Below are 25101 nucleotides of genomic sequence, written 5' to 3'. Positions count from 1 at the left end.
GTATAAAAGGTGGGATCGTTTGTGGGTAAGACCATTCGCTTAACGACAGCACAAGCGCTGATTCAATTCTTGAACCGGCAGTACATTCATGTTGACGGAAAAGAAGAGCCGTTCGTTGAGGGCATCTTCACGATTTTCGGCCATGGAAATGTGTTGGGGATCGGGCAGGCGCTCGAGCAGGACGCCGGGCACCTGAAAGTCTATCAAGGCAAAAACGAACAAGGCATGGCGCATGCCGCGATGGCATACAGCAAGCAGATGCTGAGAAGAAAAATTTACGCGGTATCGACATCGGTCGGTCCGGGTGCCGCTAACTTGACAGCTGCCGCGGGTACGGCGCTGGCCAATCATATTCCGGTGCTGCTGCTTCCGGCCGATACCTTTGCAACGAGGCAGCCTGACCCGGTGCTTCAGCAGGTGGAGCAGGAATACAGCGCCGCCGTCACAACAAACGATGCGTTAAAGCCCGTGTCCCGCTATTGGGACCGCATCACCCGACCTGAGCAGCTGATGAGCAGCTTAATCCGGGCATTTGAAGTGATGACAGATCCGGCAAAAGCGGGCCCGGCCACCATCTGTATTTCTCAGGATGTAGAGGGAGAAGCATTTGATTTTGATGAAAGCTTCTTTGAAAAACGCGTTCATTACATTGACCGGATGCAGCCTAGCGAGCGTGAGCTGAAAGGCGCCGCGGAGAGAATTAAGGAGAGCAGCCGTCCCGTCATTTTAGTGGGCGGCGGCGCGAAGTACTCCGGCGCGCGTGAGGAATTAATCGCGCTTTCTGAAACATACGGCATTCCGCTTGTCGAAACGCAGGCCGGCAAGTCAACGGTTGAAGCCGATTTCGCCAACAATCTGGGCGGCATGGGCATCACGGGCACACTCGCCGCAAACAAAGCCGCCCGCCAGGCTGATCTGATCATCGGTGTCGGCACACGGTACACGGACTTTGCGACATCCTCGAAAACAGCGTTTGATTTTGACAAAGCAAAATTTTTGAATATCAACGTCAGCCGCATGCAGGCATACAAGCTTGACGCGTTTCAGGTCGTAGCCGATGCGAAAGTGACGCTCGGCAGGCTGCACGGCTTATTAGACGGATATAAAAGTGCATTCGGCACGGCGATTAAAGGCTGGAAAGATGAATGGCTGGCTGAACGGGACCGGCTCGGCAAGATCACTTTTACACGTAACGCGTTCAAGCCGGAAATTAAAAACCATTTCTCACAGGACGTGTTAAACGAGTATGCCGACGCGCTCGAGACTGAGCTGCCGCAAACAACGGCGCTGTTGACCATCAATGACACGATTCCTGAAGACAGCGTCGTCATCAGTTCGGCGGGATCTCTTCCGGGGGATCTGCAGCGGCTGTGGCATTCCAATGTCCCGAATACGTACCATCTGGAGTACGGCTATTCCTGCATGGGATATGAAGTATCGGGCACGCTCGGCCTCAAGCTGGCTCATCCCGACAAAGAAGTCTATTCACTCGTCGGCGACGGAAGCTTTCTGATGCTGCACTCTGAGCTGATTACCGCGCTTCAATATAACAAAAAAATCAATGTCCTGCTCTTTGACAACTCCGGATTCGGCTGTATCAACAACCTGCAGATGGATCACGGGAGCGGCAGCTATTTCTGCGAGTTCCGCACAGAGGACAATCAGATTTTAAACGTTGATTACGCGAAGGTGGCAGAGGGCTACGGCGCTAAAACTTACAGAGCCAATACGGTTGAAGAACTGAAAGCGGCGCTTGAAGATGCGAAAACGCAAGATGTATCCACTTTAATTGAAATGAAGGTTCTGCCGAAAACGATGACGGACGGCTATGACAGCTGGTGGCATGTCGGCGTGGCGGAAGTGTCGGAGCAGGAAAGCGTTCAGCGGGCATACGAAGCGAAAGAGATGAAGCTGAAGTCTGCGAAGCAGTACTAGAGGGGAGGCATCACGATGGGCAAACAAAATATTTTGTGGGGCATCGCTCCCATTGGGTGGCGAAATGACGATATGCCGGAAATCGGAGCCGGGAATACGCTGCAACATTTGTTAAGCGATATTGTTGTCGCCGGTTTTCAAGGTACGGAAGTGGGAGGGTTTTTCCCTGAACCCTCCGTCCTCAATAAGGAGCTGGCTCTCCGGAACTTGCGGATTGCGGGGAAATGGTTCAGCAGCTTTATCATTCAAGACGGTATTGAAAAAACGGCTGAACAATTTACAGAACACTGTGATTATTTGCAGAAAGTCGGAGCGGATGCCGCCATCGTTTCTGAACAGACGTACAGTGTCCAGGGCTTGGACATTGATGTATTTAAGAAAAAACCGCACTTCTCAGATGAAGAATGGGATACACTGTGCCAAGGCTTGAACCGTCTCGGGAAAATCGCTGACGAATACGGGCTGGATCTCACGTTTCATCATCATCTCGGCACAGGCGTCCAGACGGCGGAAGAAGTTGACCGGCTGATGGATGGAACGGACCCGCGGTATGTCCATTTACTTTATGATACCGGCCATGCCTATATCTCGGACGGAGACTATATGACGATTCTCAACAAGCATATGGATCGGATCAGACACGTTCATTTCAAGGACGCGCGGTTTGACATTATGGAGCGGTGCAGACAGGAAGGAAAGTCATTCAGGCAGTCATTTTTACAGGGCATTTTTACGGTTCCCGGAGACGGATGCATCGATTTTACCGAAGTGTACCAAACGCTCGTCCGTCATGATTATTCAGGCTGGATCGTCATTGAAGCCGAACAAGACCCGGCAGTCGCCAATCCGCTTGAGTACGCGCTGATTGCGAGAAAGTACATCGACAGTGAACTGCTTGATCCTGCAAATTAGAGGGGGACTTATATGAATCGTGCCAAGGCGGAATCAGCTTTCAGCAAACGGACCATCGCCGCAGCATTAGCAAATTACATTGATGCAGGTTCCATCGTGGCAGGATCAGCGGGTTTATCTATGTGGGTCAGCTACTTGAAGCTGTCCGACAGTCAGATCGGATTGCTCGGCGCCCTCAGCGCAAACGCGATATCAGCGGCCATCGGAGCGCTGCTCGGCGGGTATTTGGCTGATAAGGTCGGCCGAAAAGCTGTATACACAAACAGTATGCTCGTCTACGCTTTAGGAATTTGTTTGGTTTTGTTTGGATTCAACTTTCCCATGCTGTTATGCGGATACATGATTATCGGGGTTTCTGTAGGCGCGGATATTACGGCTTCATGGACCATTATTGCGGAAAACGCCCCCGAGAAAAACCGGGCGAGGCATTGCGGAGTGGCGCAGGTGGCGTGGGCCGCAGGAGCCGTTGTGGTTCTGCTGTTATCCGTTTTGGTCGGTGACCTCGGGCTTTTAGGAAATAAAATTGTCTTTGCGCATCTATTGGTGATCGCCCTGATCACATATGTGATAAGAAAGCGTTTACCTGAGTCGGATGCCTGGAAAAACAGTGAAGAGCGGCCTGCCGCCGTGAAAAAAACATCTTATTTTGACCTGCTTCAGCCGAAATTTTTCAAGAACATTTTGTTTTTAATGGGTGTGTTTCTCGTATGGAATCTCGCCGCGGGCGTCATGGGATTCTTCATGCCGTACATCTACCAGCAGGTCGGCGGCGTATCCGCAAATACGGCCAACATTCTGCAGATGGCCCTGTTTATCTTCACCGGTCTCGGCGTCGCCTGTATCTTCATGCCTTTTGCAGATCAATATCGGAAAACGGTGTTCGGAATCTGCGCCTTTATGGCTGTTGTCGGCTGGTCGCTGTTTTTGCTGCCGTTTCAGGGGCTCCCGATGCTGCTTTTGTTTGTTTTAGCGATCGGCATCAATAACGGAGCCGGCCAGCAGGCGAACTACCAGCTGTGGGCAAGCGAGCTGTTCCCGACAGAACACAGAGCGTCAGCACAAGGGCTCATGTTCTTTCTCGTCCGTATTTCAATCGGAATTTGGAGTTTATTTGTGCCGGTCATCATGTCACAATTCGGCATCGGTTTTATGGCCGGTATTCTGCTCATATGTGTGACGGCCAGTATGATCATCGGGCTTGTTTTCGCACCGAATACGTCCGGCAAGTCGCTTGAACAGATACAGGAGGAACTGTACGGTGCTCCTCAGGACGGCTGCGGGAAAAAAAAGACGAGAACCATTATTTGATTATCAGAAGGAGTGGCGATCAATGAATTTACGTATAGGTGTTATCGGAACCGGTGCTATCGGAAAAGAGCACATCAACCGCATCACAAATAAGCTGTCCGGAGCGGAAATTACCGCTGTCACAGATGTGAATGAGGAGGCCGCGCAGCAGACCGTTCAGCATTTCAATTTGAACGCCTCCGTTTATCCTGATGACGACAGCCTCCTCGCTGCTGAAAATGTGGATGCTGTCTTAGTGACAAGCTGGGGCCCGGCTCACGAGTCCAGCGTGTTGAAAGCGATTCAGCACGGCAAGCACGTGTTTTGTGAAAAGCCGCTTGCGACAACGGCAGAAGGCTGTATGCGCATTGTCGAGGAAGAAATGAAGACGGGAAAACGATTGGTGCAGGTAGGTTTCATGCGCAGATATGACAGCGGTTACGTTCAGCTGAAAGAAGCGATCGACAACCGTGCGGTCGGCGAGCCGCTGATGATTCACTGTGCGCACCGCAACCCGACAGTCGCATCGAATTATTCAACGGACATGGCCGTCGTCGATACGCTCGTTCATGAAATTGATGTTCTCCACTGGCTCGTCAATGACGACTATGAATTCGTACAGGTCATCTATCCGAAGAAATCAAAAAATGCGCTGCCGCATCTGAAAGATCCGCAGATGGTCATCATCGAAACAAAAGGCGGCATTGTCATCAATGCCGAAATCTACGTGAACTGTAAATACGGCTATGACATTCAATGTGAAATCGTCGGGGAAGACGGCGTCATTAAGCTTCCGGAACCGTCAAGCATCAGCTTGAGAAAAGAAGGGAAATTCAGCACCGATATTCTGATGGACTGGCAGCGCCGATTTGTGGCTGCGTATGATGTGGAAATTCAGGACTTCATTGATTCGATCCGGAAAAAAGGCGAAGTCAGCGGTCCGACGGCATGGGACGGTTATATTGCCGCGGTGACAACAGACGCGTGCGTAAAAGCTCAGGAATCCGGACAGAAAGAGCCAGTGGCGCTTCAAGAGAAACCGGCATTCTATCAATCATTTACGACTGTGAACAAATAATAGATCGGGAGTGAAAAAATGAAACTGGCCTTAGATCCATCCATGTACCGCGATGATTTAACATTAGAGGAAATGGTCTATAAAACGGCGGAGCTCGGATACGAATATATCGAACTGTCCCCGCGCGAGGATTTTTGTCCTTTCTATAAATATCCGAAAGTCGATTCAGCAAAAATCAAACAATTGAAGCGCCTTTTAAAGGATACAGGTGTGAAGCTGTCCTCTCTTCTTCCGCTTTACCACTGGGCGGGCCCTGATGAAGACCGCCGACAGGCCGCCGTGCGCAACTGGAAACGGGCGATCGAAATTGCGGTTGAACTTGAAGTGGATTTGATGAACAGTGAATTCAGCGGTTCAAAGTATGATCCGTTGACAAGTGAAGAAAAATTCATCAAATCCATGGATGAGCTGCTGCCCGTCTTTGAAAAAGAAGGCGTTAAACTCAATCTTCAAGCCCATCCATACGATTTTATCGAAACGCACAAAGGTGCGATGGATATGATCCGCGCGCTCGATAAGGATTGGATCAACCTTGTCTACTCGACTGCGCATACGTTCTTCTATGATGACGGCAAAGGCGATATCGAAACCATGTTTGATGAAGCCGGCGACCGCCTCACGCATGTTTTATTTGCAGATACTTTTAATCATAAAGCGGCGCACGGCCTGCGTTACATCGTCAATCCGCCTGACGCGAAAGTAACGGTGCACCAGCATTTGGATATCGGGCAAGGCGAGGTCGATTTTGAGACGATTTTCAGAAAGATGAGAGAGATGAAATTCGACGGAATTGCAACGAACGCCGTGTTTGCTTGGGTCGGCGAAAGAGCGGATGAATCAAGCCGGATCATGCTTAAGAAATTAAAAGAAGAACTGGGTATGGCATAAGCTGAGTATGGAGTTCGGCGGATCGGAGTAAAAATGCCCTCCAGCCGGACTCCCTTCATATCGAAAATGCGGATGGGAGAGGCTGACATGAAACTTTGCTTTAATGAAGCGACTACGCTGGAGAATTCAAACCTGAAACAGGATTTAGAACTGTGCGAAAAGCACGGCTATGATTATATTGAAATCCGCACAATGGATAAGCTGCCGGAATACTTAAAAGACCATTCACTGGCCGATCTGGCGGAATATTTTCGAACCCATCACATTAAACCGCTTGCCCTGAACGCACTGGTTTTCTTCAACAACCGTGATGAGAAGGGCTATAGGGAGATCATTTCGGAATTCAAAAGCATGATGGAAACCTGCAGGACGCTCGGCGTGAAATATGTGGTGGCCGTGCCGCTTGTGACAGAGCGGAAAATCTTGAAAGAAGAAATCAAAAAGAGCAGCGCAGAGGTGCTGACTGAGCTTTCGGACATCGCGGAGCCGTACGGCGTAAACATTGCCCTTGAATTTGTCGGCCACCCGCAATGCACGGTCAATACATTTGAACAGGCGTATGACATCGTGAACGCTGTCGGCCGCGATAATGTCGGACTGGTGTTTGACAGCTTCCATTTCCACGCGATGGGCTCCAATATTGAGAGCTTGAAGCAGGCGGACGGAAAGAAAATTTTCATCTATCATATCGACGATACAGAAGACTTTCCGATCGGCTTTTTAACGGATGAAGACCGCGTCTGGCCTGGGCAGGGTGCGATTGACTTAGACGCCCATCTGTCAGCGTTAAAAGAAATCGGATTCAATGATGTTGTCTCCGTAGAGCTGTTCAGACCTGAATATTATAAGCTGACTGCGGAGGAAACGATCAAAACGGCAAAGGAAACAACGGAAGCCGTCGTATCAAAATACTTCATGAAGGAGGCGTGAACATGGCTTTTGTCACCATGAAACATCTTCTTGCAGAAGCGAAACGGGAGCATTATGCAGTCGGCCAGTTTAATATCAACGGCCTCCAATGGACGAAGGCGATTCTGCAAGCGGCGCAAAAAGAGCAATCGCCGGTCATCGCCGCGGCTTCCGATCGTCTGGTCGACTATTTAGGCGGGTTTAAAACAATTGCCGCCATGGTCGGCGCGTTAATGGAAGAAATGGCGATTACCGTTCCCGTCGTGCTCCATCTTGATCACGGAAGCAGTGCGGAACGCTGCAGACAGGCCATTGACGCCGGATTCAGCTCAGTGATGATTGACGGCTCCCATCATCCGATTGATGAGAACATCGCGATGACAAAAGAAGTCGCCGATTATGCCGCAAAGCACGGCGTCTCAGTAGAAGCAGAAGTCGGCACGGTCGGCGGCATGGAAGACGGGCTGGTCGGCGGGGTCCGCTATGCCGATATCGCCGAATGTAAACGGATCGTGAAAGAAACCAATATCGACGCTCTGGCCGCCGCCCTCGGCTCCGTCCACGGCAAATATCAGGGCGAGCCCAATCTCGGATTTAAAGAAATGGCGGCTATCTCCCGCATGACTGATATTCCCCTCGTTCTCCACGGAGCATCCGGGATTCCGCAGGATCAGATCAAAAAAGCCATTACGCTCGGCCACGCGAAAATCAATATCAACACGGAATGTATGGTAGCCTGGACAGACGAAACACGACGCATGTTTCAGGAAAACGGCGATCTGTACGAACCGCGCGGCTACATGACACCCGGCATTGAAGCCGTGGAAGAGACGGTGCGAAGCAAAATGAGAGAGTTCGGATCAGCCGGTAAAGCAGCTAAGCAGCAGGTCGGCTGAAGAAAAAGCACTCACAGCATCGTGAGTGCTTTCGTCTTGTTATTTCGTTCTTGCGTTTCACCAAAGTATCACAATCAAATCAACCTGTTGCTGACTGAGAGCGATTGGTAAAGGTAGATGGTGTCAAAGTCATTGATAAACACATGGTTATGTTCGACAGCGGCAAGATTTTTTCTAAATGGGGGATTGCTCTGGCTTGTTTTGTTTCAGTCTTTCAAATTGTAGTCTGCGAACATGGAGATAAAGGGTATAGCACGCGTTATTGAAATAAAATAAAGTCAGCGGCCCAAAGTTTTTCCAGTGGGTTCATTGAGGAAAAGGGGCTTTTCCAGCGTAGCTTTCTGTCTATCCCCTACTTGTTTTATCCATAAGTCATAATAATATCCCCTTTTCTCTAATAACTCTTGATGTTTTCCTTTTTCGACTATTTTTCCTTGATCTAATACCACTATTAAATCAGAGTCTTGGCTGCTTAAAAGACGATGAGTTATTACAATACGGGTAATATTTGATTTTGCAAAGTATTCGTCAATTTTATGCTCTGTTAATGTATCCAAGTTACTTGTTATTTCATCTAAAATGACTACAGAAGGGTTATCGACGATAGCTCTTGCTATTGCTATGCGCTGACGCTGCCCTCCTGACAACATACTGCCATTTTCCCCGATAATTGTGTTATATCCCATTGGCATTCTTATTATATCTTCGTGTAACTGCACTCTCTTTGCTGCTTGTTCAATTTTATCTTGAGATAAGCTTTTAAATCCAGCTATATTGTTTGCAATAGTATCATTGAAAAGAAAGCTTTCTTGTAATACGACCCCCATTTGTTTTCGGAGCTCGTAAAGGTTTAAATTCTTCAAGTCTTCTTCACCATATAATACTTTTCCCTTAGTGGGTTTGTATAACCCCAGTATAATTCTTGATAAAGTTGTCTTTCCACTACCTGTACGGCCTACCAGAGCTAATTTAGTACCTGACTTAATGTTTAATGAAACTTCTTTAAGAATATGTAAGCTCTGGTGCGTAAATGTGACATTTTCAAGTTTTATGTCCTGTTTTGATAGTTCAGTTTCAATTATTGAAGTTTGGTTGAGTTGTTCGGGCTCAGTTTCCATAACATCTTGCATTCGTTCAAAAGTGTCACCGACCAATTGAAATTGTTGCATGCTTGTTATTAAAGAAGCAATCGGCAACAAGAAAGATGTTCCTAAACTGCTAAACCCTAATAAGCCTCCGAGTGTTAAATTTCCGGTGATAACTTCTTTTGATCCAAACCATAATAAGAGAAGGGGTGCACAATATCGGATGCTTATACTTATGCTATCCATTATAGCGTCTAAGTGGTATCGCTGTGAAAATGCTTCGATTTGTTTATCATAGTAATTTGACCACTTTGTTAGGATAGAATGATCTAAACCATTTGATTTAATAAAAGTGATAGCTCTTAGAGCTTCCACCAAAAAACTTTGTGTAGTTGTTTGAATTGATAAGTCATTATGGATTAAATTTTTTATTCTTGGAATCAAAATCATCATTAGTAAGAATTGAATAATTGCCAATCCAATAGCAAAAAATGCAAGCTTAAATGATTGAGTTAACATAGCAATAAAAAATGAAATCAAAGTAATAATATCTAGTACTACTGTTACTCCATTCTTAGCCATAATCTCCCTTATCATGGAAATGTTACTTACTCTCATTGCAATATCACCGGTTGTTCGATTTTCATAAAAATTAAGAGGTAATTTTAATAAATGTTCCACAAAATCGTTTGAAATGCTTTTACTTATAATAGCTTGAAGTTTAATTGTGAAATAATTGCGGAGAAACATAACAAGTCCCAATATAAAAACTGCTATGATGACTACAATTCCTAAAAATAGAAAAGAATTTGTTGATTTACTTATTAAAGAATGATCCACTAAATATTTAATTAAAAAAGGAACGGCTAAGAAGACTACTTGTGTGATCAGTGAAAAGAGAATGATAAGTGAAACAATAGTACGGCTTTTAACTATATAACGTAAATAATACTTTGCTGCGGGTGATGGCATCATCTCTTTAAATCTATCTGACTTCGTAAAAGTCAAGATTACCTTGCTATAATGTCTTTTAAATTCTTCTTCGGATAATCTCAACTTTCCTCTGTTGGGGTCAATTATATGAAAAAGACCTTTTTTAATCTGTTCTAAAACCACAAAGTGCCGTTCATCCCAAAATATGATGCAGGGAAGATATGAATGGATATATTTTTTCAAATCTTTAAATGAAACTTGGTATACTTTGCAGTTAAGCCCATAGTATTCTGATACTGATTTTAAAATGGATACAGATACGCCATTTCTTTGGGCATCACATTGTTCACTTATTTTATTTAGAGATATAGTACTCCCATAGTAACTTAAAATCATGGTGAGGCAGGCGGGCCCGCACTCATATTGTCCCATTTGCCTTACTAGAGGAACTCTTCTTCTCATTGGATCACTCCTAAGAAATAGAGCCTTAACAAAGTAAGGCTCATTTTAATTTTACAATTTTAGTTCTAAAGGTGATTGGAGTCTCAAAACTGATGGCACTTCAGTCGGTGCAAAAATCTTAAGCAATCCAAGTCCTATACCTGCATACCCCATCATTAAGGATGGGGATTCGTTATTTTTTTCAAATCCAGTTAACCATCCTCTGAGCTTTATATCATTTAAAATTTTATGGCTTAGTTCTGTTACATTTACGCTTAACTTTTTATTAAAGTTTTCCGTTGCGTACATAAGGATGTCCAGATTACCTAAATCACCATGGCATAAAGAATGATCATGTTCAAAACCATATTTTAGGGTTGTATTAATGGCGACATGTGCTTCATCCTTTATCAATTCATTTTGATTGTGTGGCAGGATCAATATTCTGCCTAATCCTATGCCTGCTGCGCCATTACACCAAGCAACAAAATTATCATTTCGAAACTGTCCGTTTTCAAGTTTAATATCTGCCCAATTGTTTTTTTCCGGAATAAACAAAGTTCTTTCAAATTCTAATGCTTTTTCAGCTACCTCTTTAAATACATTTTGCTCAGTAATTGCGTAAATTTCATAAAGAGCCCATATAATTCCTGAGGCACCATGAGCAAACCCGGAGGCTGGCGTTGGGTTTGCCGGGACTTTCCATCCAACTCCCTTTTCCATAACGTTAATATTTTGAATAAGACGATTTCCGCATTTTGTAATCAAGTTTAAGATTTGTTCTTCTTTATACCGTTTAAACAAATTTATTAAAATAACTGCTGTTCCAGCCACCCCTGTTAAAATATCGTTGTTTTCATCCCTTTCGATCAAAGAATCTAATTTGTTGAGGGCAGAATGAAGTTCGTTTTTCAATAGTTGTTCATCATTCCATAATTTTGATAAATGATCCAACAAATAAAGGTAAGAAGCAATCCCCCCAAAGGCACCCAAATCACTAGATGCAGACATATTTTTGTGTACTGCCACTAAAGCTTTTTTAGATAGTTTGGTGTATTTTTCATCGTTAGAGAGGCGACCTAAATAAGCAAGGAAGAGAGAAATACCTCCTACACCCTCGTATAATGAACTATTTGCAGCTGAAATCTTGAATTGATCCTCTCGTTGATTGTCAACAAACGATCCAATCCAAGATACATCCTCTTGTCCATCTAACTGTTCACCTTCAATCGCCCTACTAGCAAGAAAGTCTCCAATTTTAATAGCTTCTTGAAAAAAATCTTTTGGGTTAAATACGTGTAATCGAGGATTTATATCAAATACTTTATGTTTACGATAAGAATCCTTAATTACTAAAATAGCTGTTTTTATAAAGCTTACTTGTTCATGACAGTCACTTTCATTCATTTCATTTATTTTTTCCTTTGTCTCATTTAAGGCACTTGTTTTAAAAAAATTGTTGATTTTTCGACCGTTGGAATCCCACATATTTGTAGATTCAGGCTTGCTTGTGAAATATGGGATATCCCCAAGAAATAAGTCGTCCTTTTCACTATTTACAACTTGGTTCAATCGTGGATTCAATTTGGTATCTAACCACAATTTATCTAAAATCATTTCACGATCTAAGCCGTCTCTCATGAAATCTGGATGTAAACTTATTTTCAGAAGGTTTGCATAGCGAGATGTACCACGCAATATTTGTCTTACAGTAACTCCTTTAAAAGAATCTATTTGTTCGAGCATGTCTTGTTTATATTTCATGAAAAGGAAGTAGGTTTCTTCAAATCCTTTTATAATATCTCCTTCGTAAGCAACACTATTAATGATTTGCCCATGCAGCATAGGTCTATGTTGACTAACTGGAATTGGAAAGTTTTTTTCTTCTATCCTGACCGTATCTTTATCTCGATCAACTATTGTACTGGTTTTATGCGGAGATACTTGTCCTTCTTGTGCACCTAATGCACTAAGGTCAATTCCTTCAAATCCAGCTTTACTATTTATTTTTCTCGGTAATAACCCAATCCGCAAAACTGAACGTTCAATATGTTCTTGTGCGCGACTAAAAGCACTGGTATCTGTATACGTGGAATTATTATGAAATAAAGATTCTAAATCAACTAAAATAGGATATTCTCCCTCAGCAATTAAATTTTGCATATGAAAATCTACCGCATTCATTGCATATAAGATAGCTAAATAACTTCCAATACGCCAATAAAATTTTCCAATTTGCAGTTCTTCCTGACATTCTTTATAAGAGATAAACTGGGTCCATCCATAAGATTTTTTGTTAAGTGTGTGCACAGTTTTTAAGTCAAAACTTAAATTTTTACCATTTAGATAATTTACAAACTTATTGAATTTTACGTCTATTTCTAAGGAACGAGGTTTATACACAATTTTAATTCCAGTCTCAAAGTTTAAAATGGCGACTGTTTTTCCTTTGTTATGAGTATCTGAGACGCTACTTCCTGTATCGATGGATATAACTTTTCCTAATTTTTGACCATTAGTAAACTCAGATTCTAATAGCCCTTTATCCTGATGAAATCTTATAAGGAGTTCAGAAGTATTTTGAATCCAATACATTGTTTTTGTTGCTAACAGTCTTGTTAAAACTATGTATTCTTCTCGAATTGATCGAACATATGCCGGGTCATTTAAAAGGACTTTATTGAAATAAGAGGCTCGTTCTTCAGAAGTTTCACCTCGGAGCTTTCCTGCTACCCTTGCTACATTTAACTCCAATATTAATATCCGACTACTTATAGCTGACAAAGTTTCACCAAGAATATTAAGTGAATCATCAATTACAGACGGACTAAGTTCTTCCTTTATCAGAGATTTATTAGAGTGAGAATATAATACTTCCTCTAATTTTCCTCTTGCTATTTTCAAAAATGGTTTTATAAAACTAAAGAAGAGAATATCTTTTCTAACTTCTATATTTACATCTTTATAGGATTGTTCATCAACTAGCTGAATAATTTCTAGCCATCCTAGATGATCACTTTCATTAATAAATTCCACTTCTTTTGCATTGATAGTATGCTTTAGAGTTTCTTCATCAATATTTTGGGTGGCTAATACATTCTCAATTCGAATCCCCTCATCACTTTCAACAAGGCTTTTCCATCTTTCGAAGCGTCTGTTTGTTAGTTCATCCCAATTAGTATTAAGTGGACGCCTTACTTTTCTTTCACTTATCGAAGAAGATCTATTCCATACCGAATTCCATTTTAATTTTGTATGCATATTGAACACCTCATTTTTAATAAATTTGAACAATTAAGATTCCTTAATTATCCATAAATATAGCAGGGTTATTTAAAAGTTAAAAGAATTTCAAAAGAAGTTTAGGTTTATTTTATATGTGTTTATTAAGAATATTTAATATTTGAAATAAACACCACAAAAAGAATAATTGTGTAGTATGATAGTCTAAAATTTACAGGAGGAGAAAAAATGAGTATTTCAATATTAAAAGATAAAAAGTTATTGATCGGGATTTGCGGATCAATCTCATCTGTCGGCATCTCCTCGTATCTCTTATATTTTAAAAGTTTCTTTAAGGAAACAAGGGTTGTTATGACAAAAACAGCGGAAGACCTTATTCCAGCTCCTACTGTTTCTTATTTTTGTGACCATGTATACTCAGAACATGGGGAAAACGGAAAAAGACATAGCCACGTAGAAATTGGCCGCTGGGCGGACATATATTGCATTATTCCAGCTACAGCGAACATCTTAGGACAAACTGCTAATGGTGTAGCAATGAATTTAGTTGCAACTACTGTATTAGCTCATCCACATAACACTATTTTCTTCCCTAATATGAACGATTTAATGTGGAATAAAACAGTTGTTTCCAGGAATATTGAACAATTAAGAAAAGATGGGCATATTGTTATTGACCCAGTTGAAATTATGGCGTTTGAGATCGCGACGGGTACAAGAAAACCTAATCGTGGTCTAATTACACCCGACAAAGCTTTATTAGCAATAGAAAAAGGGTTTAGAGAAAGAACAAAACACCCCTCACTAACATAAATGGGATGACTCAAAAGTCATTTTAAAATGATTTTTGGGTCATCCTTTTTACACAACATTTTTTGAGTCTGCTTTTTTTTCAAGACAAATATATGTACTGTCAGATAGGAGGTACCCTTTTCCAAACTTTGTTTGAAGAATCTTTGGATCTCCAGGATTATCCTCTACTTTTTCTCTAAGAGAACTAATGTGTACATAGAGACTTGACCTACCAGTAAGGTCAGCGTATTCAATAAGTTCTTCAGAACAGACTATTTTATTTGAATTTAAATAAAGCAAATATAAAATTTTAAATTCTTGTATTGCCAGAGGGATATATTCATTCTTTTTCCAAATACAATGCTTTCCAACGTCGAAAAAAGTTGTAAAAGACAATTGAAAAACATTATGTTTTAGGGTTGAAACATTATTTATTTGATTTAATATTGGACCAGGGTTATAATCTGAAACGTTAGTTTCTAAGGAGTTAAGTATTATGACTGGGCAAGATATCGATTTTATCAGTTGCAACACTAAATCATTAGGGTGGCAAGTATCGATGATTACAGAGGAAAAATTTTCCTTGGATATTATTTGTTTTAATTCATCCAATGTGTTAACATTTATTATTTCATTACTATCTGGCGTTAATAAATGATTCATATATGCTTGGAAATAGCTATTTTCTGAACAAACGAGAGTTTTCCCCAACGATTTACCCTCCTGTTTTTTAAGAATTTTCTAATATTTTATATAATAAAATATAGGCTGTTCCTTCTGAAGGGAAACAGCCTATATAAATCAAATTAGCAAATACATTCAGAAGTTAGAGTACAAACACCGCCGCCACCAGGCAATGTAAAAGTACATGCTGCTTCCATGTCTCCCGCACCTACTAACTTATCCATTTGTGCTTCTTTCAGCTCACTGAATGGGTTACCAGCTGGATTTTGTGTAGAATTTTCACGGGAAAAAGGATCTTTCCATGAACGAATGATAGCTTCTTGACTCATTGTATTCACCCCCCTTATTAAGTATAGTATTATATTAACTCATAATCAAAAAAATGGAAGAGATATTATTAAATGTAAAAAATGTTTAAATAAAGAGTCTTAAGATATCTTTATATTTCTTATGTCTTATGCCTTGAAACATCACCTTTTCCATTAGTCGTTTAGTTTCAAAGAATACAACCAAAAAGATTTAGTCTTACCTTCATATAAATTTCTGTTTTACATAGCGCTAGTCAAATTAGTTTACCTTGTCTCGAATTCTCATAAGTTTAGACCGTATATACCCTACGTAAGGTCTCGTTTAGTAAAACTTCTTATTCCGTAAACCAAGAGAACGAGGCAGGTTATTACCATAATTGAGTAAAACAGGAAATTTGATTGAATCGGTGATTCATCTGCGGGTGACATTGCTAACATAGGCTGTGTCCATGGATATACTTGACCTAATGGTGTACTGGCAATAATAATGGCCGGTAATGTAAAAACAATGCTAACAGCGAGTGGTATGCCAAATGTTTTAGACCTGATTGAAACAATAAGCTGCAATAAAATTAATGGTAAACAAGCTAAGATCCCTCTAATTCCATATCCTAGAATTGTAAGTAAAGGAAAACTCCCGCTTATGCCTAACATATAACCGAATCCAATAAATAAGAGGATTAAAATGAACATACTAATGAATATCATGCGGACCACTGTTAGAAACTTTCCCAGAAAGATATCTGAGTGTTTAACTGGTAAGGCTAGAAGCTGTTTCCAACCGCCTCCTACATGTTCCCCCCTGCAAACAAGGGCGGCGAAAATTCCCACTACGATAGGCAATACAAAAGGGCCCATAAATAAGGCCACTTGTGTCCAAGCCTCTACCCAGGGATTGTCTCCAGGATTCATAAAAAGGTTATAGTTTTTAATAAAGTTAGTGTATGCCAGGGATACACCTAACAAAGGCCCTAGTAAATAGATGATCCATAACTTTGATCGCCTAAGCTTTAAACGTTCTACAAATAAAATGTTTTTCAAGTATTTCGCCTCCTTTTTACAAAGCATCCCGTTTAGCAAAATGAATAGAGCCTAGAAATAATATAATTATCCCTAAGAAAAGGCTAATGCAAAGGTAAGATGAAAGATCTGGGTTATATCCTATACCTTCATACTGCAGAATGACTGTCGAAGATTGACTAGGATAAGCCAGCGGAAACCATCTCGTTGATTGAGCAGCAGCCAAAAACAAACCCATTATAGATGATACTGATCCTACAAGAATTGAGAATGCTTGGTTGCTAAACACCATAGATAACCATATCTGGAATGCCATTATAGGCAGTACTGTAACTAACATGCTGTAACTATCTCCAAACAAAAGTCCCCAAGGTACACTGCCTTCGAATCCTACCAGTTTGCCCAGCAGTACCATGCCGAGCAAGAAGATTGTTGACGAAATAAATAAACTGACTACTAAGCAAATAAATTTACTTACATAAATTCGCATTCTAGATACGGGAAAAGAAAGGGTTTGCTTCCATCCGTTTGCTTGATGCTCTATATTTGCTATTATTGACGCAGAAAGTGTGGCGGCTAATGGAAAACCTAGACCAAATAACAAACTGTTATCATACAGTAAATACATCCACATTGACCCAGCATGGAACATTTCAGCTTGTTTTTCCACGTATTCAGATCGATAAGTAAGATTCACCAACTCGTATGCTATAATGAGTAAGGGAACCAATAAGACTACAATCAATAACGACGAACGTTTCAGTTTTAATTGATCTGCCCATAATAACTTTTTCATAGACTTCCCTCTGTACCAGTTAATTCTAAAAAAATATCCTCAAGCGATCGTGTCTTTTCTTCAAGTCGAAATACAGACAGCCCTGAATGAAGAAGTATGGAATTGATTTCTGAAACAAATTCCGGTTCTGTTTGAGACAGCCACAAATAATTTTTTTGTAAATCAACCTTTAATCCTTTCCTGTTTAGTATTGTTTTTGCTTCGATTACGTCACTAACACCGACTTTTAATAGTGGTTTTCGTTTTTGATGTAAACTTGCAATTGAGTCCTGGAAAATCATCCTCCCATTGTTTATAATCCCCACTTGAGTAGCCATTTGATCTATTTCACTCAACAGGTGGCTGGATACAACGACACTCATTCCCGATTTAGGCAATTCTTTAATTAACTCTCTTATTTCTTGGATACCGGATGGATCTAAACCGTTTGTCGGTTCATCCAGAATTAATAAATCAGGACTGCTTAACAGGGCAACTGCAATTCCCAAACGTTGTTTCATTCCAAGGGAATACTCCTTAGTCAGTCGATTTGCTACTTTAGATAACCTTACAGTTTCCAATACTTCATTGACCCGTTGTTCCGGAAGCCCTCTTAACCTCCTAACAGCTTCTAAGTTTTCGTAACCGGTTAAATTACCATAATAAGTTGGAGATTCTACCAGTGACCCGATTCTTTGCAATATCTGCAAACGATTCTTGTTTAGGTTTTGGCCAAAGATTTCGATGTTTCCTTTTGTTGGTTTAATTAAACCTAATAACATTCGGATGGTTGTTGTTTTACCAGCACCATTCGGTCCAAGAAAACCATAAATTTCGCCGCGCCTAATCCTTAAGTTTAATCCATCAACTGAAGTATGCTTTTTATACTTTTTAGTTAGATCGTGTGTTACCACTATTTGATCATTCATTTGTCTCTCACCTCACTTTTATCATAAGCGATGTTCTTTAAACACAAACGAAACTCTTCCTAAACATTCACTTAACGACATCCATTGTTTATTTTCTGTATGTAGTTATATTGATCCCTGAATATCAAGGTTAAAATATTAAAAGAATATTCTGAACCCTTAACGAAAGTTAAATTCTTTCCTTTTCTGACCTTTATGTCCTTGATCTCATATAAAATAAGAAATAAAAAGGAGGATAACTTATGACTTTAGAAGAGAACAAAATCCTCATGGTGGATGATGACGAACATATCTTAAACTTATTAATAACTTGCTTTGAAAAGGAAGGTTTCAGCAATATTTCCACAGCTATGACAGGGAGCGAAACCCTTCTGAAAATCGATCAGGAACTTCCAAATATTATTTTATTAGATGTCATGCTTCCGGACACTGATGGCTTCACCTTATGCAGCAAAATACGCTCCCATACAAATGTGCCGATACTCTTCTTAACAGCAAAAACAACAGATTTAGATAAATTGCAAGGGTTTAGTTTTGGGGGAGATGACTATATTACTAAACCATTTAATCCACTGGAAATCGTAGCTCGTGTAAAAGCCCAATTAAAGAGAACGACTCAGCTCTCTTCTTCTTACCCTCTAAAACAGGTATACGATTATGAATACTTTAAAATAGATCCCAATACCGGAAGACTTGTTGTTAACGGGACAAGAATCGATTGCCCTGCTCAGGAAATGAAACTTCTGATTTATTTCTGTGAACATCCCAATCAAATTTTAAGTAAACACCAAATTTATAAAGATGTATGGGGGGAGTTTTATGGCGGAGATAGTACTGTAATGGTACATGTAAGACGATTACGTGAAAAATTAGAGGAAGACCCGAGCAGACCAAGATGGATAAAAACAGTTCGAGGACAGGGCTATATATTTGAAGCAGAGCCTATAGATGAGGAGTTATTGTGAAGCTGAGAAATAGGATAGCATTTTACTTCGTATCGAGACTTTTTTTACTCATGTTTATTTGGGGTCTGCTCATGGTGGGCAGTATCATATTTTTCAGCCTCGTCTTAGGTCAAAATAAAATGGAAACCCCACAATTATCCTTGAAAAAAATTGTTGCCCAAACAGTTGTTGGAGATAAACAATTTTCAATAAACACGAAAGCAAAAGAAGATTTATTAGAGAACCGGATGTGGATTCAAATTTTAGATGAACAAGGAGATGAGGTTTTTTCTTTTAATAAACCTAAAAATATACCTAAGCATTATATTCTTGGAGAGTTAATATCAGATTACATGTACCCTGCCAAAAAAGGTTATCAATTATCTACGTGGTACGAAACGAAAAACAACCATGATTTAACGTGGGTATTGGGAAAGCCGATGGAAAAAAATAACCCTTTTTTCTATTGGGTGAATAACTTGTGGATTGTTTCTATTATTATGGCAGGGATTGTAATTGCAATATTTTACGGAAAAAAACTAGGTGCTCCCCTGCTGTTTATTGTATCTTGGATTGAGAATTTGTCTAAAGAAAAATATGAAGAACCTTATGATCGGAAGTTTCATTCAAGCAAATATAAACATAATAAATCTGGATATAAGACCTATCAAGAATTAATGCAGGCTCTGTCTGAACTTACCTCAACGCTTCAAAGGAATAAGGCTGAAAGAGAATTATTGGAAAAGACACGAGAAGAGTGGATGGCCGGTGTCTCACATGATTTAAAAACCCCTCTTTCGGTTATTAAGGGATATACGGTTCTTTTATCTTCAAATGAATATGAGTGGGAAAATCAGCAAGTGCGTGATTTTTCCTTAATAATGGAAGAACGTGTCGAATATATGGAAAAGCTGATTGAAGATTTCAACTTAACTTTTCAATTGAAAAATGAGTCGCTTCCAATCCATCTTGAAGAAAAAAACGTAGTGAAAGTAATTCATGACACTTTAGAAAAAATGAAGTTGCTACCGGAGTCAGAAAATAAGAGATTCGCTTTAGAATCCAGTCACAATAAGATACTTTTTAATATGGATGAAAGGTACCTAAAGCGCGCAGTTGAAAACTTGATTGCTAATTGTATTAAACATAATCCTCCGGGCACTAAAATAAAGGTCATATTATATCAGGACGTGTTACATGACAACGAAATACAAATTACAATAGAAGACGATGGGATAGGAATGGACGAAGAGACGGTTGAATGTTTATTTGATCGGTATTTCAGAGGGATAAGCGCTTCGTCAAATAACTCCGGGACTGGATTAGGAATGGCTATTGCTCAGCAAATTATCAAGGCGCATGGTGGAAATATTGATATATACAGTCAGCCGGGAGTTGGCACAAGATTTAAAATTACCTTTCCGAAGCCGCCATCTAAGTATAACAATGTCAATTAGAAATAATCTATCTTACGTTGAGAAAGGGTGAAGCGGGTCTTTTATAAAGGCCCGCTTTCTCATGTTGCAGAGAAGCGATGAAAGCATTATGATGGGGGCATCAAATAATGATGGCTCCGAAAAGCCGTATCCTTTTGGAGGATGGTTGCATGAATAAAATCATGATTGTGGAAGATAGTGAAGATATTCGCGGACTATTGCAGAATTACCTTGAAAAATACGGATATCAAACCGTGGCCGCCGCGGATTTCACGGCTGTTCTTGATGTCTTTTTGCGGGAAAAGCCTGATGTGGTGCTGCTTGATATCAACCTGCCGTCTTATGACGGCTATTATTGGTGCCGCCAGATCCGCCAGCACTCTACAAGCCCGATCATTTTCATCTCAGCCAGAAGCGGGGAAATGGATCAGGTGATGGCAATTGAAAACGGCGGAGATGATTATATCGAAAAACCGTTTTCCTACGATATTGTGCTGGCGAAAATCAAAAGCCAGATCCGCAGGGCATACGGAGAGTATGCCGCCAAGCAGGGTGAGAAAGTGGTTGAATATGCCGGTGTGCAGCTCTTTGTGGAACGGTTTGAACTGCGCTTTCAGGACGAAAAAAGCGAGCTTTCTAAAAAAGAAAGCAAGCTTTTGGAAGTGCTGCTGGAGCGGGGAGAAAAGGTGACGGGAAGAGACCGGCTCATGGAAAAAACGTGGGACACTGACATTTTCGTCGATGATAATACGCTTAACGTGTATATCACGCGGCTCAGAAAAAAACTGCGGGAGCTGAATGCGCCTGTTTCCATTGAATCGGTGCGGGGCGAAGGCTACCAGCTGAGGGCGCTGTCATGAAGCTGTTTCTCCGGTCTCATGCCGTGCTGATTCTGCTTTTTCTCCTTCAAGGGCTGTTTGTCTTCTTTTATTACTGGTTTGCGGGTCTCCATTCTTTTTCCCACCTGTTTTACATATTGGGCGTGCAGCTTCTTATTTTGGCGGGGTATCTTGCCTATCGCTGGTACAAAGACCGCGGTGTGTATCATTGGCTCAGCTCGGAGCAGGAAGGGACGGACATCCCGTATCTCGGTTCTTCAGTGTTTTGTTCAGAGCTGTATGAAAAGCAGATGGAGCTGACCCGGCTGCAGCACCAGAAGCTCCATGAAACCGAAGCCAAACTCGACGGGCGGGTGACGTATATGAATCAATGGGTGCACCAAGTAAAAACGCCGCTGTCGGTCATTAATTTAATCATTCAGGAAGAGGATGAGCCCGTCTTTGAACAAATCAAAAAAGAGGTCCGGCAGATTGAATTCGGGCTGGAGACGCTCCTTTATTCATCAAGGCTCGACCTGTTTGAGCGGGATTTTAAAGTCGAAGCGGTGTCCTTATCAGAGCTTCTCCAATCGGTCATTCAAAGCTATAAACGATTTTTTATTCAATACCGCGTTTATCCGAAAATGGACATTCGCGATGATCATCAGATTTACACCGATGCCAAATGGCTCAAATTTGCGATCGGCCAAGTGGTTACAAATGCGGTCAAATATTCGGCAGGCAAGAGTGACAGACTGGAGCTGAATGTCTTCCGCGATGAAGACAGGACGGTGCTTGAAGTCAAAGATTACGGTGTGGGCATTCCCCCGCAAGACATCAAGCGGGTGTTTGACCCTTATTTCACCGGCGAAAACGGACGGCGTTTCCAAGAGTCTACAGGAATCGGTCTCCATCTCGTCAAAGAAATTACGGGCAAGCTCAATCATACGGTCGACATCAGTTCGTCCCCCGGTGAAGGGACATCGGTCCGATTTTCATTTCTTACAAAAATGTAAGGCTCCGTTAAGAAAACAACATAGCTCATTCTGTTTCCCCTTGATAACATGGATTTACGTCAAGGGGATTTTTTATGCTGAATGCCCCGGCACTACATGAAAGCAGCCCAGATCAACAAGAATAAAACCATAAGGAGGATTCTCATGGCGAATATGCTTGAAGTCAAACATATAAATAAAACCTATAAAGGACAAGTATCCTATCAAGCTTTAAAACAAATTTCATTTTCAATAGAAGAAGGCGGGTTCACGGCGGTGATGGGACCGTCCGGCTCCGGAAAAACAACGCTTTTGAATATCATTTCAACGATCGACCGGCCGGATTCAGGCGATATCCTGATTCACGGAGAAAACCCGCACCGGCTGAAGCGGACAAAGCTCGCTCATTTCCGCCGCAAGCAGCTCGGATTTGTGTTTCAGGATTTCAACCTTCTGGACACGCTGACAATCGGTGAAAATATCATGCTGCCGTTAACGCTTGAAAAAGAAGCGCCGTCTGTCATGGAAGAAAAACTGCACGGCATCGCGAAAAAGCTCGGAATCGAAGACCTGCTCAATAAACGGACGTTTGAAGTATCCGGCGGACAGCGCCAGCGGGCCGCCATCGCAAGAGCGGTCATTCATAAGCCGTCACTTATTCTGGCCGATGAACCGACGGGAAACCTTGATTCCAAAGCGTCAAAAGATGTCATGGAAACGATGCAGAGCCTGAATCAGGATGATCATGTCACGGCTTTGATGGTGACCCACGATCCGGTTGCGGCAAGCTACTGCCGCCGCGTCATCTTTATAAAAGACGGCGAACTGTTTAATGAGATTTACCGCGGAGAAAACCGCCAAGTCTTTTATGAGCAGATTCTTGATGTGCTGTCTATGCTGGGGGGAAACGCAAATGACCTTTCTTCAGTTCGCTTATAAAAACGTCACGAGAAACAAAAGGGCCTATCTTGCATTCTTCTTGAGCAGCGCCTTTTCCGTTTTGATTTTCTTTACCTTTGCGATGTTCCTGTTTCATCCGGCATTAAAGGAAGGCTACCTGAATAATATCGCCAAAAAAGGCTTAACTGCCGCGGAATGGATGATCTTTGTTTTTTCTTTCTTATTTGTTCTGTATTCGGTTAACGCATTTTTGAAATCGAGAAATAAAGAATTCGGTATTCTGCTGATGCAGGGTATTACGCCGGTGCAGCTGAGAAAGCTCATTACGGCGGAAAACATGATCATCGGTGTCATGTCGATCGCAGCCGGGATTATCGGAGGCTTCATTTTTTCAAAAACGTTCTTTACGGTCGGCGCTTATATTTTAGAAATGGACGCGCTGCCTCTGTACATGCCTTGGAAAGCGCTCGGCATTACGGCCGGCGGATTTCTGCTCTTATTTTTCCTTTTATCGCAGTTCACGATCCTTTTTGTCAGATCAAATACAGTGATCAAATTAATAAAGGGCACTGACAAGATCAAGCCGGAGCCGAAGCCGTCCGTGCTTCTGTCCTTATTCGGCATCGCCTGCCTGTGCGGCGGGTACGGCATGGTTCTGAAAGGCAATGTCCACGGGACCGAGCCATTCATCATTTTACTGCTTACCGTCATCGGCACGTATTTCTTTTTCAGCCAAAGCAGCATCTGGATTCTGCGCGCGCTGAAGAAGTGGAAAACCTTTTATCTGCGCGGGAAAAACGTCATTTGGGTTTCTGATCTTGTTTATCGTTTAAAAGACAACGCCCGCCTGTTCTTTATCGTCAGCATTATTTCCGCGGTTGCCTTTACGGCGACGGGCGTGCTCGCGATGTACAAATCGACCGTCGGGGCGGAAGAGTCCGCCTATGAGATGGAGTATTTATCTTTCAGCAATAACCCGAAAGAACAGACTCATTTGAAAGATATTGATCATGAACTGAAAACACACGGCTTTACGTATAAGAAAGACAAAATAAATGTTTCCTATGTCCGCTATCAGGAAGGAGGTACTGTTCCGCCTGTTTACATGATCAGCGAATCGGATGTGTCAACATACTTCCATGTCAAGCTGAACGGGCTGAAACATAATGAGGCTGTCTATTTCCCGGGCACGTATGACCGCAATTTCAAAAACGACGCGCCGGATCAGCTGAAGCTGCTGAACCAAAAAGGCAAGCCGTCTGACCAAAAACTGACGGTAAAAGAAGTCAAAAAACCGCTGATTTCACTGAATGCCATCATCGCGGTGAACGATCAAACCTTTGATCAGCTGAAATCACTCGGTGAGAAAGCGTCATTATACGGCTACAGCTATGATCATTGGAAAGACAGTCTTGGGATCAGCCAATCCTTGAAAAATGAGATTTACGGCAACTATATCGACGTGCATTCTGATTTTATGGCAAAAGCCGGGACGTACTATGATACGGTGCAGCTGCCGAGCCTGAGTTTATTCATCGGCCTGTTTATCGCGATCGTTTTCTTTGTCGCGGCAGCGAGTTTCTTATATTTCAGGCTGTTCACCGATTTAGATGAGGACCGGGAGCGCTACCGTTCATTGGCCAAAATCGGTCTGAGCGAGCGTGAAATGGCACAAAGCGTGACGATACAATTGGCGATTCTCTTTTTCTTTCCTTTCGTCATTGCCGTCATCCATACGCTGTTTGCTTTGAGAACATTGGCGGTGGAAGGCTATTCCGATGTAGCGGGGCCGCTCAGTCTGACCATCGGAGGGTTTTTCATCTTTCAGCTTCTGTTCTTCCTCGCGGTGCGGACAAGCTATTTGAAAAAAATGAACAAGTAAGGGGAGTGCAC

Annotated in this window: 21 protein-coding genes; 14 read left to right on the top strand and 7 right to left on the bottom strand. The window is 41.9% G+C overall.

Annotated features, from left to right (window positions below):
- Window positions 1–21: 21 nt before the first annotated feature.
- The 7 genes from iolD to iolJ all read left to right on the top strand — a co-directional run bounded on the left by iolD (window position 22) and on the right by iolJ (window position 7905).
- Entirely contained in the window at window positions 22–1935 is a 1914-nt protein-coding gene (gene iolD, locus OWN49_RS09340; protein WP_176283615.1) for a 3D-(3,5/4)-trihydroxycyclohexane-1,2-dione acylhydrolase (decyclizing), read from the top strand.
- 15 nt (window positions 1936–1950) lie between these two features.
- Window positions 1951–2847, top strand: a complete 897-nt coding sequence (gene iolE / locus OWN49_RS09335; protein ID WP_102422099.1) for a myo-inosose-2 dehydratase — start codon at window positions 1951–1953, stop codon at window positions 2845–2847.
- 12 nt (window positions 2848–2859) lie between these two features.
- Window positions 2860–4155, top strand: a complete 1296-nt coding sequence (locus OWN49_RS09330) for an MFS transporter (RefSeq protein ID WP_176283614.1) — start codon at window positions 2860–2862, stop codon at window positions 4153–4155.
- A gap of 22 nt (window positions 4156–4177) precedes the next feature.
- Window positions 4178–5212: a Gfo/Idh/MocA family protein gene (locus tag OWN49_RS09325; RefSeq protein ID WP_167860556.1), complete on the top strand. Its 1035-nt coding sequence runs from the start codon at window positions 4178–4180 to the stop codon at window positions 5210–5212.
- Between the two features lie 18 nt (window positions 5213–5230).
- On the top strand, window positions 5231–6100 hold the full coding sequence (locus tag OWN49_RS09320) for a sugar phosphate isomerase/epimerase family protein (protein WP_014306128.1): 870 nt from the start codon (window positions 5231–5233) through the stop codon (window positions 6098–6100).
- Window positions 6101–6187: 87 nt separating this feature from the next.
- Window positions 6188–7030 carry a 2-keto-myo-inositol isomerase gene (iolI, locus tag OWN49_RS09315; RefSeq protein ID WP_012118841.1) on the top strand — a complete coding sequence of 281 codons (843 nt, stop codon included), beginning with the start codon at window positions 6188–6190 and terminating at the stop codon, window positions 7028–7030.
- A gap of 2 nt (window positions 7031–7032) precedes the next feature.
- Window positions 7033–7905, top strand: coding sequence for a 6-phospho-5-dehydro-2-deoxy-D-gluconate aldolase (gene iolJ / locus OWN49_RS09310; RefSeq protein WP_176283613.1), 873 nt, complete (start codon window positions 7033–7035; stop codon window positions 7903–7905).
- 278 nt (window positions 7906–8183) lie between these two features.
- Here iolJ and OWN49_RS09305 read toward each other — a convergent pair whose 3' ends face one another.
- On the bottom strand, window positions 8184–10385 hold the full coding sequence (locus tag OWN49_RS09305; protein WP_077723067.1) for a peptidase domain-containing ABC transporter: 2202 nt from the start codon (window positions 10383–10385) through the stop codon (window positions 8184–8186).
- Between the two features lie 51 nt (window positions 10386–10436).
- Window positions 10437–13625, bottom strand: a complete 3189-nt coding sequence (locus tag OWN49_RS09300; RefSeq protein WP_077723066.1) for a type 2 lanthipeptide synthetase LanM family protein — start codon at window positions 13623–13625, stop codon at window positions 10437–10439.
- A 210-nt stretch (window positions 13626–13835) separates the two neighbouring features.
- Between OWN49_RS09300 and OWN49_RS09295 the strand changes: the two genes are divergently transcribed.
- Window positions 13836–14420 carry a flavoprotein gene (locus tag OWN49_RS09295; RefSeq protein WP_077723065.1) on the top strand — a complete coding sequence of 195 codons (585 nt, stop codon included), beginning with the start codon at window positions 13836–13838 and terminating at the stop codon, window positions 14418–14420.
- Between the two features lie 48 nt (window positions 14421–14468).
- Here the strand turns inward: OWN49_RS09295 and OWN49_RS09290 are convergent, their stop codons facing one another.
- From OWN49_RS09290 to OWN49_RS09270, 5 genes are all read right to left on the bottom strand, one after another.
- Window positions 14469–15110 carry a response regulator transcription factor gene (locus tag OWN49_RS09290; RefSeq protein ID WP_007614849.1) on the bottom strand — a complete coding sequence of 214 codons (642 nt, stop codon included), beginning with the start codon at window positions 15108–15110 and terminating at the stop codon, window positions 14469–14471.
- A gap of 95 nt (window positions 15111–15205) precedes the next feature.
- Complete coding sequence (locus tag OWN49_RS09285; RefSeq protein ID WP_029325769.1) at window positions 15206–15412, bottom strand: plantaricin C family lantibiotic; 207 nt, start codon at window positions 15410–15412, stop codon at window positions 15206–15208.
- A gap of 285 nt (window positions 15413–15697) precedes the next feature.
- The gene (locus OWN49_RS09280; RefSeq protein ID WP_232213060.1) at window positions 15698–16432 is read right to left on the bottom strand and encodes an ABC transporter permease; all 735 of its coding nucleotides are present in this window, start codon (window positions 16430–16432) and stop codon (window positions 15698–15700) included.
- Between the two features lie 16 nt (window positions 16433–16448).
- On the bottom strand, window positions 16449–17207 hold the full coding sequence (locus OWN49_RS09275) for an ABC transporter permease (RefSeq protein WP_007614844.1): 759 nt from the start codon (window positions 17205–17207) through the stop codon (window positions 16449–16451).
- Window positions 17204–18115: an ABC transporter ATP-binding protein gene (locus OWN49_RS09270; RefSeq protein ID WP_058906455.1), complete on the bottom strand. Its 912-nt coding sequence runs from the start codon at window positions 18113–18115 to the stop codon at window positions 17204–17206. Before OWN49_RS09270 ends, OWN49_RS09275 begins: the two co-directional genes overlap by 4 nt.
- Window positions 18116–18357: 242 nt before the next feature.
- Here OWN49_RS09270 and OWN49_RS09265 point away from each other — a divergent pair, with 242 nt between their 5' ends.
- From OWN49_RS09265 to yxdM, 6 genes are all read left to right on the top strand, one after another.
- On the top strand, window positions 18358–19080 hold the full coding sequence (locus OWN49_RS09265; protein ID WP_077723063.1) for a response regulator transcription factor: 723 nt from the start codon (window positions 18358–18360) through the stop codon (window positions 19078–19080).
- Complete coding sequence (locus OWN49_RS09260; RefSeq protein WP_101562577.1) at window positions 19077–20516, top strand: sensor histidine kinase; 1440 nt, start codon at window positions 19077–19079, stop codon at window positions 20514–20516. Before OWN49_RS09265 ends, OWN49_RS09260 begins: the two co-directional genes overlap by 4 nt.
- 149 nt (window positions 20517–20665) lie before the next feature.
- Window positions 20666–21355, top strand: coding sequence for a two-component system response regulator YxdJ (gene yxdJ / locus OWN49_RS09255; protein ID WP_004393241.1), 690 nt, complete (start codon window positions 20666–20668; stop codon window positions 21353–21355).
- The gene (gene yxdK / locus OWN49_RS09250; protein WP_176283612.1) at window positions 21352–22329 is read left to right on the top strand and encodes a two-component system sensor histidine kinase YxdK; all 978 of its coding nucleotides are present in this window, start codon (window positions 21352–21354) and stop codon (window positions 22327–22329) included. Before yxdJ ends, yxdK begins: the two co-directional genes overlap by 4 nt.
- Window positions 22330–22473: 144 nt before the next feature.
- On the top strand, window positions 22474–23247 hold the full coding sequence (gene yxdL / locus OWN49_RS09245; RefSeq protein WP_004393250.1) for an ABC transporter ATP-binding protein YxdL: 774 nt from the start codon (window positions 22474–22476) through the stop codon (window positions 23245–23247).
- Window positions 23222–25090 (top strand): ABC transporter permease YxdM, encoded by a 1869-nt coding sequence (yxdM, locus tag OWN49_RS09240; protein ID WP_176283611.1) that lies wholly within the window; start codon window positions 23222–23224, stop codon window positions 25088–25090. The genes yxdL and yxdM overlap by 26 nt, the downstream gene beginning before the upstream one ends.
- Window positions 25091–25101 lie beyond the last annotated feature (11 nt).

Origin of the sequence: Bacillus sp. NEAU-242-2 (genome assembly GCF_027853835.1) — a bacterium.
Classification (GTDB): domain Bacteria; phylum Bacillota; class Bacilli; order Bacillales; family Bacillaceae; genus Bacillus; species Bacillus velezensis.
The sequence above is the reverse complement of the archived record's forward strand: the minus strand, read 5'-3'. Positions and strand labels throughout refer to the sequence as shown.

What these genes read in the sequence shown, in the direction of transcription:
- iolE (WP_102422099.1), top strand. Translation starts at nt 1,951, where the DNA reads ATGGGCAAACAAAATATTTTGTGGGGCATCGCTCCCATTGGGTGGCGA.
- OWN49_RS09330 (WP_176283614.1), top strand. Translation starts at nt 2,860, where the DNA reads ATGAATCGTGCCAAGGCGGAATCAGCTTTCAGCAAACGGACCATCGCC.
- OWN49_RS09325 (WP_167860556.1), top strand. Translation starts at nt 4,178, where the DNA reads ATGAATTTACGTATAGGTGTTATCGGAACCGGTGCTATCGGAAAAGAG.
- OWN49_RS09320 (WP_014306128.1), top strand. Translation starts at nt 5,231, where the DNA reads ATGAAACTGGCCTTAGATCCATCCATGTACCGCGATGATTTAACATTA.
- iolI (WP_012118841.1), top strand. Translation starts at nt 6,188, where the DNA reads ATGAAACTTTGCTTTAATGAAGCGACTACGCTGGAGAATTCAAACCTG.
- iolJ (WP_176283613.1), top strand. Translation starts at nt 7,033, where the DNA reads ATGGCTTTTGTCACCATGAAACATCTTCTTGCAGAAGCGAAACGGGAG.
- OWN49_RS09305 (WP_077723067.1), bottom strand. Translation starts at nt 10,385, where the DNA reads ATGAGAAGAAGAGTTCCTCTAGTAAGGCAAATGGGACAATATGAGTGC.
- OWN49_RS09300 (WP_077723066.1), bottom strand. Translation starts at nt 13,625, where the DNA reads ATGCATACAAAATTAAAATGGAATTCGGTATGGAATAGATCTTCTTCG.
- OWN49_RS09295 (WP_077723065.1), top strand. Translation starts at nt 13,836, where the DNA reads ATGAGTATTTCAATATTAAAAGATAAAAAGTTATTGATCGGGATTTGC.
- OWN49_RS09285 (WP_029325769.1), bottom strand. Translation starts at nt 15,412, where the DNA reads ATGAGTCAAGAAGCTATCATTCGTTCATGGAAAGATCCTTTTTCCCGT.
- OWN49_RS09275 (WP_007614844.1), bottom strand. Translation starts at nt 17,207, where the DNA reads ATGAAAAAGTTATTATGGGCAGATCAATTAAAACTGAAACGTTCGTCG.
- OWN49_RS09270 (WP_058906455.1), bottom strand. Translation starts at nt 18,115, where the DNA reads ATGAATGATCAAATAGTGGTAACACACGATCTAACTAAAAAGTATAAA.
- OWN49_RS09265 (WP_077723063.1), top strand. Translation starts at nt 18,358, where the DNA reads ATGACTTTAGAAGAGAACAAAATCCTCATGGTGGATGATGACGAACAT.
- yxdJ (WP_004393241.1), top strand. Translation starts at nt 20,666, where the DNA reads ATGAATAAAATCATGATTGTGGAAGATAGTGAAGATATTCGCGGACTA.
- yxdK (WP_176283612.1), top strand. Translation starts at nt 21,352, where the DNA reads ATGAAGCTGTTTCTCCGGTCTCATGCCGTGCTGATTCTGCTTTTTCTC.
- yxdL (WP_004393250.1), top strand. Translation starts at nt 22,474, where the DNA reads ATGGCGAATATGCTTGAAGTCAAACATATAAATAAAACCTATAAAGGA.
- yxdM (WP_176283611.1), top strand. Translation starts at nt 23,222, where the DNA reads ATGACCTTTCTTCAGTTCGCTTATAAAAACGTCACGAGAAACAAAAGG.